Consider the following 16,029-nt stretch of genomic DNA (forward strand, 5'->3'; position numbering starts at 1 on the left):
TCTATTTATGATGGCATTCGATATTGAATAGAAGCCCAACAGGTGGCTACCGTCAATTTTCGCGCCCCAAAAAATTGACGGATACAACCATAAGAGATAGACGCTGCGCCTGCCGGCACCCGCGTCGAAGGGGTGCCGATCATGGGGTCACGGGGACGTGGAAATCGATGGTGGCGCCGGGGCGGGTGGGCGCGAATTCACCGTCATAAAGCTCGAAGTCCGGGCTGTCCGCCACCGCCAGGCCGGACGCGGGGATCAACTCGCCCCAGATCCGGGCCATGGCCGCCTTGACCTGCGGATGCAAGGGGCCGCCGTTCAGGGTGATGCGGAACACGGCATAGGTGGCGGCGGGGATGCGCAGGGTGGTGAATCCCGCCGGCGGAGTGGCGTCGGGGGCGACGCGGACGCCGGCCATGTAATCGAAGCTGCCTTCCGCCCTGTCCGCCGCCCAGACCACGCCATAGGTGGCCCAACCGGGCTCCTGACCCGCGAAGGGCAGGGCGCCGATCAGCACCGACCATAATTGGGGGATGGCGGCTTTCGTGGCCCCGTCGAACCGGCGCGATGGCCCGGCGACGGTGAAGGCGTCCAGGGAGACCAGGCCGGGTAACTGGACGACGCCGACATCGACGGTCTCGGGCATGCTCATGGGATATTGTCCTTCCAAGGGAGTGGCGGCGAAGCCCTTCCGGAACCGTCCGGGGGCCACGCCGAAGAGGCGCCCGAAGGCGCGGGTGAACGCTTCCTGGGAGTCGAAGCCGCAATCGAACGCCAGGTCGATCAGGCGCACGTCGGGGTCGCTGGCCAGGCGCTGCGCCGCCCTGACCAGCCGCCGGCCCCGGACGTGCGCCATGACGCCGCGCCCCATGCGCGCCGCGAACAGGCGGGAGAAATGATAGGGCGACAGCGCCATGCGGCCGGCGATGCTATCCAGGGTCAGCGGCTGGTCCAGGTTGTCCTCGATCCAGGACAGGAGGTCGGCGAGGCGGTCGGGCCCCGTGGGACGGAGTTGGGAGGGGTGGTGCTGGCTCATGCCGGCACTATGACCAATGCCGACATCCCCGTCCTGACCGGTCTTGCTGTTTTGGGGGGAGGGAGGCACCTTGTTGCCCTACCGGCCCCGGTGGGTCGGCCAACGATGCGGGGAACCCAATGCGGTCAGGGATGATGATACGGGCGGCGATGCTGGCGGCCGCCTTGGCGATGGCGCCCATTGTGGCGCCGGGGGACGGGCACGCGGCTGAGGGCGCACAACCCGCCGCCACCGGACCCGGGGCGAAAACCGGGGCCCAGACCATCCAGCTGTTCGGCGCGTCCATCAAATACTACGAGGCGGGGCAGGGGCCCACCCTGGTGCTGGTCCATGGCCTGGGCAGCAGCGCGCAGGGCGACTGGGGCAAGGTCATGGCCGACCTGGCCAAGACCCACCACGTGCTGGCGCTGGACCAGCTGGGTTTCGGCGCGTCGGACAAACCCATGATCGACTATGCCATCCAGACCTGGGTGGACTTCCTGGGCGAATTCCTGCGCCAGAAGAAGGTGACGGACTTCACCCTGATGGGCGAATCCCTGGGCGGCTGGATTTCGGCGCAGTATGCCATCCAGGCGCTGGACGGCGTCGCCGCCGACCCGGCCTTCGCCCTGCCCAAGCCATCCCGGCTGGTGCTGTGCGACGCCGCCGGCCGGCACGACACCATGGCCAAGGCCTTTGGCCCCAAGCCGACGGGTACCGACGCGCCGCCGCCTTCCGCCTCGCTGGCCGGGCAGAAGGCCGTGCTGGGCGCCATCTTCCATGACCCGCGCTGGTCCAGCGGCCCCGCCGCCCTGAAGCGCGGCTTCGCCTGGAGCCTGTCCAAGGGCGACGCCTGGACCATCCACGCCGTCTACAGCAACCCGGCGCTGCTGAACGAGACGGTGGACGGCAAGCTGAAGGACATCACCATCCCCACCCTGGTGGTCTGGGGGGCGGAGGACAAGTTGCTGCCTCCGGCGGATGGCCAGTTCTACGCCGACGGCATCCCGGGGGCCAAGCTGGTCACCATCCCCGACAGCGGCCACGCCCCCATGATCGAGACGCCCAAGGCCTTCCTGGCGGCGGTGGAACCCTTTCTGTGACCCGAGGACCTGAGATGCCGACTGCGGACTACGCCGTCTATGATACGGTGCAGCCTTACTTCGACTTGGTCCGGGGCGCCTTGGGCGAACGGGTGGAGGGCGATCACTTCTTCGATGCCGTCGCCGACGACGTCGCCTATGAGGTGCTGTACGAATTTCCCGGCTGGCCCCGCCTGATCCGGGGCCGGGCGGAGTTGATGGCCAAGTTCGTGGCCTATGGCCGCAACATGGCCCTGCATGCCGCCGACAACCTGGTGGTGCACACGGCGGATGACGGTCAGGTCGTGGTCATCGAATATGAGGTCCATGGCACTGTCCTGGCGACGGGCGTGGCGTACGATAACCGTTTCGCTTCCATCATCCGAATTGAGAACCGGAAGATCGCGCACTGGCGCGACTATATGGACTCGCTGGCCGCCTGGAACACGCTGATGGCGACCACCCGCTAAGCCGCGCGGCCGCCATGCGGAATTTGACCGCAAGGAAATCCCCTGTACCCTTGGCGGCAATGAAACCAAGGGGATGGGGATCATGATGCGAATGGGGCGGGTCGCGGTGGCGGTGTCCGCGTTGGCGCTGTTGGCGGGCCAAATGGGGGCCCCGTTGGGGGGCCAGGCCTGGGCCGCGCCCACGCTGCTGGTCAACGCCCTCATCCATACCGAGGACACGGCCCACCCCACGGCCAGCGCGCTGGCCTGGGATGACAACGGCATCCTGCTGGCGGTGGGGGAGACGGCGGACCTGGCCCAGCGCTTTCCCGGCGCCGCCACGGTGGATGCCGGCGGCGCCCCCGTGGTGCCCGGCCTGATCGACGCCCACGGCCATGTGCAGGAGGAGGGGGCGGCGCTGCTGACCGCCGACCTGTTGGGCAGCACCAGCAAGGCCGAGATCCTCACCCGTCTCAAGGCGCAGGCGGCCAAAGTGCCGCCCGGCGATTGGCTGCAGGGCTGGGGCTGGGACCAGAACCGCTGGGCGGACAAAGCCTTCCCCACCGCCGCCGACCTGGACGCTGCCTTCCCCGACCGGCCGGTGCGGCTGGAGCGTATCGACGGCCACGCCGTCTGGGTCAACAGCGCCGCCCTGCGTGTCATGGCGGCGCAACCCAAGGCCAAGAGCCTGGACGGCACCTGGCAGCCGCAAGGCGGCCGCATCGTGCGCAAGGGCAAGAAGGCCACCGGCGTGCTGATCGACAACGCCATGGACCTGCTGACCGAGGCCCTGCCGCCGCGCACCGATGACCAGATCCGCCAGAACTATAAGCTGGCCTTCGCCGAGATGGTGGCGTTGGGCCTGACCGGCGCGCATGAGCCCGGCATCGACCTGCAGTCCTTCCGCGTGCTGCAGGACATGGCCGCCAAGGGGGAGGTGCCGGTGCGCCTCTACACCATGGCGGATGGCGACCATGAGGCGCTGGCCTGGCTGTGCACGCAGAACGGTGGCTACACCGACCCCACGGGCCGCGTGCGCATGCGGGCGGTGAAGCTGTACATGGACGGCGCGCTGGGCAGCCGGGGGGCCAGGCTGCTGCGGCCCTACAGCGACGATCCCGGCAACAGCGGCATCTACGTCACCAACCCGGCCGACTATCCCCGCATCGTGGCCAAGGCCAAGGGCTGCCACCTGCAGGTGGCGACCCACGCCATCGGCGACGGCGGCAACCGCCTGGTGCTGGACACCTACGCCAAGGTGCTGGGCGCGGACGCCAAGAGCGACCACCGCTGGCGGGTGGAGCATGCGCAGATCCTGACCCTGGACGACATTCCCCGCTTCGCCCAGCTGGGCGTCATCGCCTCCATGCAGCCCACCCACGCCACCTCGGACATGCCGTGGGCGGAGAAGCGCCTGGGCCATGACCGGCTGGCCGGCGCCTATGCCTGGCAAAGCCTGCGCCGGACGGGCGCCCGCCTGGCCCTGGGCTCCGACTTCCCGGTGGAGAAGGTGAACCCCATGCTGGGCCTGTACGCCGCCGTTACCCGCCAGGATCTGGCCGGCCAACCCCCGGGCGGCTGGCTGCCCGACCAGAAGCTGACGCGGGAGGAGGCGCTGGCCGGCTTCACCCGCGACGCCGCCTACGCGGGCTTCATGGAGGGGGAGGTGGGCGCCCTGAAGCCGGGCCTGCGCGCCGACTTCGTCATCCTCAGCGCCGATCCCCTGGTCGTGGCCCCGCGCCAGATCGCGGACATCAAGCCGCTGTCCACCTGGGTGGACGGTAAAAAGGTGTATGAGGCCGGGAAATAGGATTTGGCGCGCCTCTTGAGTTGCGCCCCTGGTGCGTCGCAATCGTCCTGATAGTATGCTTACCAAGCTGCGACGATTGCGGCGGTGGAGATTGGGGGGGACGATGCGCGCTGGCGTGTTTGCCGTTCTGTTGACGTCGGGTCTGGTTTTTTCGACCGGTCACGCGTGGGCCCAGGATCAGCAGGCGGCCCAGCCCCAGACCCAAGGCCAGGCGGCGCCGGCCCCGGCCGATCCCAAGAAGGAGGCGGAAAACGCCGAGGACCAGGCTATGGTCCGGTTGCTGCAGGAAGGGACGCAGGCGCTGCGCACCGGTCAGCCGCGCCAGGCCATCGCATCCTACGACCAGATCATCGCGACCTACGATGCCCGCTACAAGGATCGCAAGGAAAAGGTCTATTGCGGCAGCACCCCTGCGGAGACGCTGGCCTACATGGTCCTGGCCGCCAGCCAGAAGCAGTCGGCCATCGCCGTGGCCCCCACCTGGGCCGTCGCCCATTTCCTGAAGGGCTATGCCCAGGTGGAACTGCAGGACTTGCCGGGAGCCAAGGTGAGCCTGGAGCGGGCCCGTGACCTGTCGCCTTACAACCCGCAGTTCCTGATCGAACTGGCCAACCTGTACAAGTCCGAGAAGAATTGGCCTTTGGCGCTGGAGACTTATCAAGCGGCCAAGGAACATTCCGCTGCTTTCTCGTTGCCTCAGGCCAAGGCCACGGACGAGATGAAGGCCCTGCATGGCATCGCCTTCATTTACTCCGAGACCGGCAAGCTGGATGAGGCCGAGGCCATCTACGAGCAGTGCCTGGCGAAGAACCCGCAGGACGCCTACGCCCAGCACGAGCTGGACTATGTGACGCAGCAGAAGGCCAAGCAGGCGCAGGTTCATTGAAGATGCGGGGCGGCAACAGCCACCCCTTGCCGATCCTGGTCTTGCTGGCTTGTGCCGCCTGCGCCGGGCCGCCGGCGGGTGAGACGGCCGCCCCGCCAGTCAAAGTACCGTTGGTCACCTCTTCCTTGCCCACCGCCGACCTGACCCCTGATCCGGCCTTGGGCAAGGCCCTGCGCGAGGGACTGCTAGCGGTTCGGGCGGGGGACCCGCGCCGGGCGGTGAACGCCTATTTCGATCCGGTCATCAACATCTACGAAGCGCGCTACCGGGCCGCGCCGGGGCGCCTCTACTGTGCCCGCAGCATGGAAGAGGCTGCCCGCTACATGAAGGACGCCCTGCGGGCCCATCAGCCGGCACGGGTGGTGGAGGCGGGACTGGTCCTGGCTTATGTCTACCGGGCCCGGGAACTGATGATACTGGATGATCCGGTGGCGGCGCAGGCCGGGCTGGAGCGGGCGCGCGTCCTCTCACCCGCCAACGCGGCCGTGCTGGTGCAACTGGGGGCCGCATACAAAGCGCAGAACAAGACACCGCAGGCGCTGGAAGCCTACCAGGCTGCGGTGGAGTCGGTCGACCTGTCGCCATCGGAGACCAAGGAGAGGGAGACCATCGACGCCTTCTATGGCCTGGGCAGCACCTATGTCGCCCTTGGCCGGCTGGACGAGGCGGAGGCGACCTACCGGCGCTGTCTTAAGGTGCTGCCCGGCAATGCCCTGGCAGAGATGGAACTGAAAGAGATTCAGCGCCAACGGACCCAAGGCCGCTGATCAGGTCTCTTCATCCCCGCCAATAAGACGCTCAAGGATTACTCGGGTTTCTCAAGAGTCTGTCGCTGGCACAGTGGCGGCAACCGTCAAACCTGGGAGCCCGTCCATGACCCATTCCGCCGAACCCACCCTGACCCAGCTGTTCGCCGACCTGCACGCCCACCGGGTGGCGACCATGGATCCGGCCCAGCTGCAGATCAACATCGACCAGCGGCGGGAATTGGTGGAGACGGTGGATCGCGCCGCCTTCGTTCGGCCGGGCGACCGGCTGGTGGGCGAGGTGCTGCAGGATGTGGAGGGCGGCACGCTGCACCTGGGCGCATTGCTGGCCCGGGGGCCGGTGGCGCTGGTCTTTTTCCGCTTCGCCACCTGTCCGGCCTGCAACATCGCGCTGCCCTATTACCAGCGCCATCTGGAGCCGGGCCTGCGGGCCCTGGGCATCCAGCTGGTGGCGGTCAGTCCCCAGGTGCCGGAGCGGCTGGTGGACATCAAGCGCCGCCACGACCTGACCTTCATCGTCGCCAGCGACCGCGACAACACCCTGGGCCGTCGCCTGGGCATCGTCTTCACCGCCAACGCCGCCTCCCAGGCCAGCCAGTTGGCCAAGGGCACCTCGTTGGGTGAGGTCACGGGCACCGGCACCTGGGACCTGCCCATGCCCGCCGTGCTGCTGCTGGACCGCGATGGTGTGGTGCGCTACGCCGACGTCACCCCGGATTGGCTGGCGCGGACGGAGCCCGGCCCCATTCTGCAGGCCGCGCGCACCCTGGCGTTCCAGGATGCCGCCCGCCGCGCGGCCGAATAGGCACCCATCATCCCTGGACCAAGCGCGCCCCGTCGCCGCGCGGTGACGGGCGCGGCAGATCTTCCGCCGCCAGGCGCACGGTGGCGACGGTGAGCGGGGTCACGGCCAGGGTCAGCAGCACATAGACGCCGCCGATGGCCAGGACGTAACCGGGCATGGTGCCCAGTTGCCGTACGCCCCAGCCCACCAGGTCGCCCAGGGGGCCGGGGCCGTCCTCCGCCAGGCTCCAGTTGTTGGCGGCGGCGAGCCCGCGCAGGGCCACGAAGGCCTGGGCATAGGCGATGGCATGCAGGGGGGCGCGGTCCAACCGTCGCCACGGGTTGACGTAGAACCGCAGGAAGGAGCGTCGCGGCCGGCGCAACCAGCGCGGTTCCACGTCATGGGCATGCGCGATGCCGAAGAGATAGAGCGCGGTCAGGAAGACGGCGCCCAGGCCGGTGGCGATCCAGGAGCGCGCCAGGGCTAAGCCGTCCGGCGCCGCCAGGAAGCTGTTGCCCTCATGCACGCCATAGGCGCGCAATGCCAACAACGTCGTCCAGATGTCGGCGCCGCTGGCCAGCAGATAGGCGAGCAGGTATTGCAGGGCGGATAAGGCCAGGCGGCCGCGTCGGGTCATGCTTTCTCTCCCGGCAAGGACGTGGGGGGCGTGGTGGCCAACGCTTCGGTCAGGAAGGTGAAGGCGGCCGACAGGGGGGAGGCGGTCTGGAAGTCCTGGGCCAGTTGCCGCATGTCGCTTCCGAAGGTGGCGGACAGCGCCTCGCCGTCGGCTTCCCCCACCAGGGCGACGATCTCCCGCCACTCCCGCGCCAGATCCCGCACGGCTGGTGACGCGGCGGTGTGGTTGGCCTGGCGCAGGCGGTCGGCGGTGGTCAGCGCCTGGGAGATGCGGTGGCGCAAGGTGGGCAGATCCACGCCCGTGCCCTTCAGCCGTTCCGCCATCGACAGGCGCAGGCGGGCGATCTCCGGCTCCAGGCCCCGGCTCTCCACCAACTCGATCAGCAGGCGGCGCACGTCGTCGGTGGTCAGCGTCTGGGGGGCGGTGGCCTGGCGGGCCAGGTCGATCAGTTCATCCACCGACAGGGGCACGCCCGCTGCCAGGCGCTGGCGGGCGTGCGTCACGGCGTCCAAGCGCTGGCGCAGGGCCGCGATCTGGTTCTCCAGATGGCGGCTTTGCAGGCCCAGGATCTGGATGAGGTCGGCGCCATCGCCGGCCAGCACCTCGCCGATCTGGCGTAGCGACAGGCCCAGGCCTTTCAGCGCCAGGATCTGGTGCAGCCGCGCCAAGTCCTCGCGGGTGTAGCGGCGCCAGCCGCCGGCGCGCCGTTCGGGCGTCAGCAGGCCGGCGCGTTCATAGACGCGCAGCGCCTTGGGCGTGACGCCCAGTTTGGCGGCGACGTCGCCGGGGCCGAGGCCGGCGATGGCGGGGGGCTTTCTCTGGTCCATAAGGTCAGCGTAGAACCGGACCCAAGGTCCGGTGCAAGCGCCTCTTGCCATCATTCCGCACGATCCGCTAAACCGGCGCCGCATGGGCCGCCTGCGGCCGGCGCTGGCCCGAGGTCTGCGGTTTCCGTTGACTTGGCTGGCGTCGTGCTTATAGTGCCGGCCTTCCCTTCCCGGGAAGGTGGGTCCGGGGGATCTCTCCCCTTGTCCCCGTCCCTGGGCTCCGATCCGGATTTATGCCGGAGGGGGCGCCATGGAACTACCGGGACAACAAGCCGCGACAGCGGCACTCTGGAGCTTAGAGATGAGCAAGCGTTTAGAGTCCAAGTACAAGATTGACCGCCGCCTCGGCGTCAACCTCTGGGGCCGTGCCAAGAGCCCGGTCAACCGCCGCGAATACGGCCCCGGCCAGCACGGCCAGCGCCGCAAGAAGCCGTCCGACTTCGGCCTGCAGCTGATGGCCAAGCAGAAGCTGAAGGGCTACTACGCCAACATCGGCGAGCGCCAGTTCCGCCGCATCTACCAGGAAGCCGTCCGTCGCAAGGGCGACACCGGCGAGAACCTGATTCAGCTGCTGGAGCGTCGTCTGGACGCTGTGGTCTACCGCATGAAGTTCGCGCCGACGCCGTTCGCGTCGCGCCAGATCATCAACCACGGCCACATCCTGGTGAACGGCAAGCGCCTGAACATCGCCTCCTACCGCGTGAAGGACGGCGACGTGATCGAGGTCCGTCAGAAGGCCAAGCAGTTCGCCATCATCCTGGAGGCCGTCGCCTCGGGTGAGCGCGACGTCCCCGAATACGTGCAGGTCGACACCGGCGCGCTGAAGGGCACCTTCGTCCGCGCCCCGAACCTGGCCGACGTGCCGTACCCGGTGACCATGGAACCGAACCTGGTGGTCGAGTACTACTCGCGCTGATCCAGGGGCCTTCGGGAACCGACAAGATCAGGCCGCGTCCTTCGGGACGCGGCCTTTTCTTTTGGCGCTCGCGGTCAGGTGCGCGAGCGCGTGTGGGGCATCATGCGATCCATGATCCGATCGCGCCACAGCACGACATGGGCGGCAACGGCGGCCACGTGCAGGCCCACCAGGACCAGCAGCACGGTCACCAGAGCCTCATGCATTTCCCCAAGCGCCCGCCCGGTGGGCGAGCCCGTGGCCACCAGCGCCGGCAGGTCCACGCCGCCGAACAGCGTCACCTGCCAGCCGCGGCGGGAGGCGTCGGCCCAGCCTGTGAGCACCAGCGAGAAAACCAGAAGGTAGAGCAGGCCGTGGACGGCCGCCGCCGCCTTCTCCTGCCACGCCGGCAGGCTTGGATCGCCCGGCGGCTGGGGCGTCAGCACCCGCCAACCCAGACGCAAGGCCATGACCGCGCCGATGGCCACGCCGAACGACAGGTGCAGGTTGACCAGGCCTTCCGGCGGCATGCCGCGACGCAGTTCCGGCATGGTCCAGCCCAGCGCGTACTGCACCACCAGCAGGCCCACCACCAGCCAGTGGAATCCCTTCATGGCGCTGCCGTATTCGGTCAAGGGTTCGCGTTTCATCTGTTTCCTCCTTCAAGGTCAACGGCGCAGGTGATCGGCCCAAAGGGGCTTCACCATCTCCAGGGTCAGCACCATGACGGCGGCGGCGGCGAGCGTGACGGCCAGATCGTCGGCATGCAGGGGGCCGAAGGCGAACAGGGCGGCCGCGGGCGGCCAGGCCAGGGTGGCCGCCATCACCACCACCATCACCGCCAGCACCGTCCATAGCGCGGCGTTGGGCCGGAGCAGCGCCGTCAGGGGCGAGGCGGCGAAGGAACGATTGACCAGCACCAGGCCGAAATTGATCAGCATCAGGGCGACGAAGGCCAGGGCGCGGGCCTGGTCCGCCGGCATGCCCCCATTCAGCGCCGCCACGAACAGCAACGCGACGATGGCGAAGGCGACGATGCCCTGGGCCAGGCTCCACAGGACGAGGGCGCGGGAGAACAGGGTGCTGCCCGGCGGGCGTGGCGGTCGGCGCATGATGTCCGCCTCCGACCGTTCCGCTTCGAAAACGATGGAGCAGACCGGGTCGATCACCATTTCCAGGAAGGCGATGTGCACGGGGGTCAGCAGCAGCGGCAGGTCCAGCGCCAGCGGCAGCAGCGCCAGGCCGGCAATGGGCACATGGACCGCCAGGATGTACCCCATGGCCTTGCGCAGATTGTCATAGATGCGCCGTCCCAGCCGGATGGTGTGGACGATGGACCCGAAGTCGTCGTCCAACAGCACCAGGGACGCCGCCTCGCGCGCCACGTCCGTGCCACGGCCGCCCATGGCGATGCCGATGTCCGCCGCCTTCAGCGACGGCGCGTCGTTCACGCCATCCCCGGTCATGCCCACGATCTGGCCATCGGCCTGCAGGGCCTTCACGATCGCCAGCTTGTGCGCCGGCCTGGTGCGGGCGAACAGGGCCGCCCCCCGGATGCGCGCGGCCTGTTCCGGGGGCGGCAGGCCATCCAGTTCCGCCCCGGTGACCAGGGGGCCGTCGGGCAGGCCGGCCTGGGCGGCGATGGCGCGGGCGGTTTCCGGGTAGTCCCCCGTGATCATCACCACCCGCACGCCCGCCGACAGGCAATCCCGCACCGCCGCCGGCACTTCCGCCCGCAGCGGATCGCTGAAAGCCACCAGGCCCAGCAGGCGGCAGGGATAATCGCGGCGGTCGGCGGGCAGGGGGGCTGCCGCCTCGCCGCCGGCGACGGCCAGCACGCGCATGCCCTCGCCGGCCAGGCCGTCCACCGCGCGCAACATCGCGGCATGCCTCTCCCCATCCAGCCGGCACAGCGCCGCCACCGCCTCCGGCGCGCCCTTGACCGCCACGACGGCCGCGCCCCCCGGCGGCTGCCAGACCTGGGTAACCGCCGGCAGGCCTGGCTCCAGCCCATGTTCCCGCGCCAGGACCCAGGAACAATCCGGTGGCGCCACGCCCAGGCTGTCGCCCAAGTCGCGGAAGGCGCGTTCCATGGGGTCGAACGGGGTGGGGGCGCTGGCCAGGATGCCATGCCATACCAGGATGCGGATGGCGCTGGCGGCGTTTTCGTCCCCTGGCGTCAACCGCCGCGCCAGGTCGCCGGCATCCCGCACCTCGGCGATGGCCATGCGGTTCTGCGTCAGGGTTCCGGTCTTGTCCGTGCACAGCACCGTGGCGGCGCCCAACGCCTCGATGGCGGCCGCGCGCCGGGTCAGCACCCGCGCCCGCGACAAGCGCCACGCCCCCATGACCATGAACACGGTCAGCACCAGGGGAAACTCCTCCGGTATCATCGACATGGTCACGGCCAGCCCGGCGAGCGCGCCTTGCAGCCAGCTTCCCCGCGCCAAGCCGTACAGCACCATGACCAGGACGCTGACGGCCAGTCCGGCCACGGCCACGCCGCGGACCAGGCGCCGCGTTTGCCGGTTCAGGCGCGTCGGCTCCGGATGGATGCCGCCGAGGGCCAGCCCGATCTTGCCGATTTCGCTGTGGCGGCCCGTGGCGACGGTGGCGCCGCAACCGCGGCCACGCACCACCAGGGTGCCGGAAAAGGCCAGGGGCAGGTCGTCGCCCCCGGGGGCGGCCGCGCAGACCTCCGGCCCGCCGGGCCGCTTGCGCACCGGCGCGGATTCACCGGTCAATCGGGATTCGTCGACCTCCAGATCCTGGGCGGACAGGAGGTGGATGTCGGCCGGCACCCGGTCGCCTTCCTCCAGGAACACGATGTCGCCGGGCACGACCTCCCGTCCCGGAATGCGCACGCGCGCGCCATCACGCAGCACTTGAGCCCGGGGACTGGTCAGCGTGCGCAGCGTGTCCAGCACGCGCTCGCTCCGGCTTTCCTGGGCGGCGGCGATGCCGACCGACGCGGTGGCGAAGGCCAGCAGCATCAGACCTTCACGCAGGTCGCCGAGCACCAGGTAGATAAGGGCGCTGGCCACCAGCAGGCCGAACATGGGTTCGGCCAGGATACCCAGCAGGATGCGGAGGAAGGGGCGCCTGTCCGGCCGGGGCAGTTCGTTGTAGCCCTCGGACACCAGCCGCCGTGCCGCTTCCGTGGCGGACAATCCGGCGGTCGGAACTGGGTCGCGCGGCATCATGGCACCGGGGGGCGGATACGGTGTTCAGGCGGAGGCAGTGTGCCGCGATGCCGGGGCGTGGGCCTTGATTCAGGTCAGGGCGATGGGTGGATACCCGCCGCCCCCGCGCCTCTTTGCCGCGCGTCCATCTGGGACGTGGCCTTTTCTTTTGAGTGTGGCGATGCGATGCTGCGCCATCCAAGCAGGGACGCCAACCAGAGGGCAGGGGCATGGAACGGGTCACGGGCATTGGCGGCGTCTTCATGAAGGCGCGGGACGTCAAGGCGCTTAGCGCCTGGTACCGCGATGCCCTGGGCGTGCCGCTCAGCCCGTATTTCGCCGGCGCCAAATTCAGCTGGCCCGAGGGGCAGCGCCCCGACCGGCCGGGCACCACCGCCTGGAGCCTGTTCCCCGAGGACAGCACCTACTTCGCCCCGTCCACGGCGCCCTTCATGATCAATTTCCGGGTGGACAACCTGGACGCCATGCTGGCGCAACTGCGGGCCTTCGGCGCCGCCGTGGACGACCGGGTGGAGCAGAGCGAATTCGGCCGTTTCGGCTGGGTCATGGATCCGGAAGGCAACCGCGTCGAGCTGTGGGAACCGCCGCCGGGCAAGTGAACCCTCGGGGTTCCGCGCGTCTGTCGGCGTTCCGGCCATGCGCCTTGGAATGCCGGGGGGAATGGTCGCGCGCCGTTTGCCTCCCAACCCATCACGAAACCTGTCCGGCTGGCTGCCGGAGGCGTATGCACGCGCTGGTGGTGGATGAGAGCGTCCGGTTCCAGGACGCAACCTAGGCCAAAATAAATAATCTTCGCAAACATGATTGCGAATATGGGAACAGGCCTATAACGATGGTCGTGGTCCGATATTACCTATGGATATTCTCGTAATAAGAATCCTAGACGGAAGAATCCAATTCCGATGCTTAAATAGAGGCAGGATTTTTCATTCCCCTACGTAACAGGAAAATCACAGAGAGATCCTGTGACGTGTGGACGCATCCCGACCTTGACTGGTCCAGGAACGGGGCGTCCGCCCAATCACTGCGATGGGGACAAGGTCTTGTCGAACGCCTATGCCAAGAATTGGGATAGTCAAAACCGCGCCGGCGCCTCGGTGGCCGGCCGTGTGCGGCCCGTTGGCGGCCAGGGCGGCACGATAGAACGGTTGCGGCGGCGCTTCGCCGATTTGCCGGCGCCGGTGATCGTCTACAACAAGTCGCATTCCGGCAGCCGGCTGCTGGCCCAGATGCTGGACGACCAGGGCGTGTTCATCGGCGGCAAACTGAACGAGTCCAACGACGCCATGGCCATCCTGCCCCTGGTCGAGCGGCTGGTGGAGGACTATTACCCCGATTACCACTCGCTCTGGGACCAGGAGTGGCCCACGGACCTGGAGGCCCTGTTCGTCACCGCGCTGATGGAGCATCTGGCGGGCTACGACGGGCGGTCCCCTTGGGGCTGGAAGCTGTGCGAGACGACCTACATCGTCCCCATCATCGCCGCCGTCTTCCCCCAGGCACGCTTCATCCACCTGTTGCGCGACGGGCTGGACGTGGCCTTCAGCGACCATGTGCCGCCGCAGGCCCGCTTCTGGCGCAAGGTCTACTTCAACAATGGCGACATCCAGGGCTGGCGCGGCCTGTCCATGACCAACCGCGCCTATGTTCGCCGGCCGCATGTCTACAACGCCTTGCACTGGATGAATTCGGTGGAGGTGGGGCGCACTTACGGCGCCATGCTGCAGGAACGTTACCTGGAGGTCCGGTACGAGGATTTGTGCCAGGACTTCATCCCCACCTCCCGCCGTATCCTGGCCTTCATGGGGCGGGTGCCGGATGAGGGAGCGCTGATGAAACGCTCCGCCTCGGTACGCAAGGGCGCCATCGGCAAGCACCAGCGCCACCGCCGCCAGCGGCGCCAAGTGGTGCGCCTGATCGAGCCGACGCTGTTGTCCCTGGGGTATCTGGAGGCGCCCAGCCAACCTACCCTGATGTGGCGCCTGCGGGAACGCTGGTACAGTGTTCTGCGCGAGGCGGGCAAGGGCTGGGGCCGGCTGCGGGGACGCCGCCACGGGTAGGATGGGATGGCAGGGTCAGCCGGCCTTGCTCAGGCGACGGCGGTTGGCGCGCACCTTGCGGCGGTAATGGGCCAGCACCTTGGCGGCGGCGCCGTCGGCGGTGGCGCCCAGGCCGCCGGTCAGCGCCCGCATCTGCAGGTCCAGTCCGGCGGCGATCTTCTCACTCACCATGCGTTGCGCCTCCGTCTGGGCGGCGGCCCCACCGGCCGCCAGCTTCATGGTGCGCAGGGTGATGACCTGCAAGGCCTCCATGCCCAGCAGCCAACTGTCGAAGCCATTGCGCATCCAGGCGTTCTTCGCCATCGGTGTCTCCGCGATCGGGAATAACAAGCCAGACTTAAACGGCCGCCGCGCCCCATTGTTCCGGTTCGCTTGGCACCATCGCCTGGAACAAAGTCCGACTTCGCCGTGTTCCAGTCAGCGTGGGCCCAGTCTCGTGGGGCCGCTCTCAAAGAACTGAGAGATCAAGAACCGGGAAACAAGGAGTTCGCGGCGATGCGATATGGGCTTTTATGGCTGTTGGGGGTGCCGTTACCCGTCCTGATCATCATCTACCTGATGTTCCATTGAGGGACGGTACGCCGCGACCGCGCCAGGCGGCATTCCAGCGTGCCGAAAATGAAAGGGCCGCGCCCGGCATCCCGGGGCGGCCCTTCGTCAATTCTCAGCCCTGGGTGATCAGGCGGCGGCCTGGGCGGCGACGCCCTTCTCGGCCAGCAGCTGCACCAGCTCACCCGATTCATACATGTCCCGGATGATGTCGCAGCCGCCCACGAACTCACCCTTCACATACAGCTGCGGGATGGTGGGCCAGTTGGTGAATTCCTTGATGCCCTGGCGCAGGGCCGGGTCGACCAGGATGTCGATGCCCTTGAACTTCACGCCCAGGTGGCTCAGCACCTGCACGACGGCGGCGGAGAAGCCGCACTGCGGGAAAACGGGGGTGCCCTTCATGTAGAGCACGACGTCGTTTTCGGTGATGTCGCGGCGGATGCGCTCTTCGACGGTCTTGTCCATGTACGATCGATCCTCTGGTGCCGGGGCCGCCTTCCTCACGCGGGGAAGACGGTCGGCGGTCTAACCAAGCCGGCCAAACGGGGCCGGTGTCGCTGGCGACCATGATACCGCTGGCGGCGGCTTGGTTCACCCAACAACGTGTACCCGTCATAAATGAGCGCGCGCCGGGCGTCTGTCCAGAGGGAATAGCCGGCGCATCGCCCCGCGATGTTCGCGGATCAGTCTTGCGTGGCCGCCGTGGTCAGGGCCAGGGCGTGCAGTTCATTGCCCATGCGGCCGCCCAGGGCCGCGTAGACCATCTGGTGCTGCGCCACCCGGCTCTTGCCCTTGAAGGCCGCCGCGGTGACGTAGGCGGCGTAATGGTCGCCGTCGCCCCGCAGATCCTCGATACGCACCTCGGCGCCCGGAATGCCTTCCCGGATCAGGCGCTCGATTTCAGAGGCGTCCATGGCCATAAGTTATTTCCTTTCTATGTTCCCTCAGGCGCCGGGCGGCCGCATCCGCGGCCTTGGCTTGTCCTCGCTGTGCCCTGCGGTGCTCGCTCCGGCGCCCGCAGTCGCGGACTACGCTGGCATGACTAAGTCATGCCAGCGCTCCCAT

The 16,029-nt window shown here is 68.2% G+C and carries 17 protein-coding genes; 9 read left to right on the plus strand and 8 right to left on the minus strand.

Annotated elements, in window-relative coordinates; genetic code table 11:
- Positions 1–139: 139 nt before the first annotated feature.
- Positions 140–1,033 carry an AraC family transcriptional regulator gene (locus UAA55_RS22590; protein WP_322955548.1) on the minus strand — a complete coding sequence of 298 codons (894 nt, stop codon included), beginning with the start codon at positions 1,031–1,033 and terminating at the stop codon, positions 140–142.
- Between the two features lie 131 nt (positions 1,034–1,164).
- Between UAA55_RS22590 and UAA55_RS22595 the strand changes: the two genes are divergently transcribed.
- The 6 genes from UAA55_RS22595 to UAA55_RS22620 all read left to right on the plus strand — a co-directional run bounded on the left by UAA55_RS22595 (position 1,165) and on the right by UAA55_RS22620 (position 6,811).
- Positions 1,165–2,115, plus strand: a complete 951-nt coding sequence (locus tag UAA55_RS22595; protein WP_322955549.1) for an alpha/beta fold hydrolase — start codon at positions 1,165–1,167, stop codon at positions 2,113–2,115.
- A 14-nt stretch (positions 2,116–2,129) separates the two neighbouring features.
- A complete protein-coding gene (locus UAA55_RS22600; RefSeq protein WP_322955551.1) occupies positions 2,130–2,564 on the plus strand; it encodes a nuclear transport factor 2 family protein in 435 nt (144 codons plus the stop codon).
- 82 nt (positions 2,565–2,646) lie between these two features.
- Positions 2,647–4,353, plus strand: a complete 1,707-nt coding sequence (locus tag UAA55_RS22605) for an amidohydrolase (RefSeq protein ID WP_322955553.1) — start codon at positions 2,647–2,649, stop codon at positions 4,351–4,353.
- A gap of 103 nt (positions 4,354–4,456) precedes the next feature.
- Entirely contained in the window at positions 4,457–5,239 is a 783-nt protein-coding gene (locus UAA55_RS22610) for a tetratricopeptide repeat protein (protein WP_322955555.1), read from the plus strand.
- A 2-nt stretch (positions 5,240–5,241) separates the two neighbouring features.
- Positions 5,242–6,006 carry a tetratricopeptide repeat protein gene (locus UAA55_RS22615; protein ID WP_322955556.1) on the plus strand — a complete coding sequence of 255 codons (765 nt, stop codon included), beginning with the start codon at positions 5,242–5,244 and terminating at the stop codon, positions 6,004–6,006.
- Positions 6,007–6,112: 106 nt separating this feature from the next.
- Positions 6,113–6,811: a peroxiredoxin-like family protein gene (locus UAA55_RS22620; protein WP_322955557.1), complete on the plus strand. Its 699-nt coding sequence runs from the start codon at positions 6,113–6,115 to the stop codon at positions 6,809–6,811.
- A gap of 7 nt (positions 6,812–6,818) precedes the next feature.
- Here UAA55_RS22620 and UAA55_RS22625 read toward each other — a convergent pair whose 3' ends face one another.
- Positions 6,819–7,427, minus strand: a complete 609-nt coding sequence (locus UAA55_RS22625; RefSeq protein WP_322955558.1) for a hypothetical protein — start codon at positions 7,425–7,427, stop codon at positions 6,819–6,821.
- Positions 7,424–8,254, minus strand: coding sequence for a MerR family transcriptional regulator (locus tag UAA55_RS22630; RefSeq protein ID WP_322955559.1), 831 nt, complete (start codon positions 8,252–8,254; stop codon positions 7,424–7,426). The genes UAA55_RS22625 and UAA55_RS22630 overlap by 4 nt, the downstream gene beginning before the upstream one ends.
- A 301-nt stretch (positions 8,255–8,555) precedes the next feature.
- On the opposite strand from UAA55_RS22630, the gene rpsD reads away from it, so the two are divergent.
- Positions 8,556–9,170 (plus strand): 30S ribosomal protein S4, encoded by a 615-nt coding sequence (gene rpsD, locus UAA55_RS22635; RefSeq protein ID WP_322955560.1) that lies wholly within the window; start codon positions 8,556–8,558, stop codon positions 9,168–9,170.
- 74 nt (positions 9,171–9,244) lie between these two features.
- On the opposite strand, the gene UAA55_RS22640 is transcribed toward rpsD, so the two are convergent.
- The gene (locus tag UAA55_RS22640; protein ID WP_322955561.1) at positions 9,245–9,799 is read right to left on the minus strand and encodes a cytochrome b; all 555 of its coding nucleotides are present in this window, start codon (positions 9,797–9,799) and stop codon (positions 9,245–9,247) included.
- Positions 9,800–9,817: 18 nt separating this feature from the next.
- The gene (locus UAA55_RS22645) at positions 9,818–12,319 is read right to left on the minus strand and encodes a cation-translocating P-type ATPase (protein ID WP_322955563.1); all 2,502 of its coding nucleotides are present in this window, start codon (positions 12,317–12,319) and stop codon (positions 9,818–9,820) included.
- A gap of 242 nt (positions 12,320–12,561) precedes the next feature.
- Between UAA55_RS22645 and UAA55_RS22650 the strand changes: the two genes are divergently transcribed.
- Both UAA55_RS22650 and UAA55_RS22655 read left to right on the plus strand, forming a co-directional pair.
- Positions 12,562–12,951 (plus strand): VOC family protein, encoded by a 390-nt coding sequence (locus UAA55_RS22650; protein ID WP_322955564.1) that lies wholly within the window; start codon positions 12,562–12,564, stop codon positions 12,949–12,951.
- A 444-nt stretch (positions 12,952–13,395) separates the two neighbouring features.
- Positions 13,396–14,412, plus strand: coding sequence for a sulfotransferase family protein (locus tag UAA55_RS22655; RefSeq protein ID WP_322955565.1), 1,017 nt, complete (start codon positions 13,396–13,398; stop codon positions 14,410–14,412).
- 15 nt (positions 14,413–14,427) lie between these two features.
- Here the strand turns inward: UAA55_RS22655 and UAA55_RS22660 are convergent, their stop codons facing one another.
- The 3 genes from UAA55_RS22660 to UAA55_RS22670 form a co-directional block, all read right to left on the minus strand.
- Positions 14,428–14,715 (minus strand): hypothetical protein, encoded by a 288-nt coding sequence (locus tag UAA55_RS22660; protein ID WP_322955567.1) that lies wholly within the window; start codon positions 14,713–14,715, stop codon positions 14,428–14,430.
- Positions 14,716–15,090: 375 nt separating this feature from the next.
- Entirely contained in the window at positions 15,091–15,429 is a 339-nt protein-coding gene (gene grxD, locus UAA55_RS22665; protein WP_004272927.1) for a Grx4 family monothiol glutaredoxin, read from the minus strand.
- A 218-nt stretch (positions 15,430–15,647) separates the two neighbouring features.
- Positions 15,648–15,884: a BolA family protein gene (locus UAA55_RS22670; protein WP_040846404.1), complete on the minus strand. Its 237-nt coding sequence runs from the start codon at positions 15,882–15,884 to the stop codon at positions 15,648–15,650.
- Positions 15,885–16,029: the final 145 nt, after the last annotated feature.

The organism is Nitrospirillum guanabarense (assembly GCF_034653355.1).
In the GTDB taxonomy this organism is placed as follows: Bacteria; Pseudomonadota; Alphaproteobacteria; order Azospirillales; family Azospirillaceae; genus Nitrospirillum.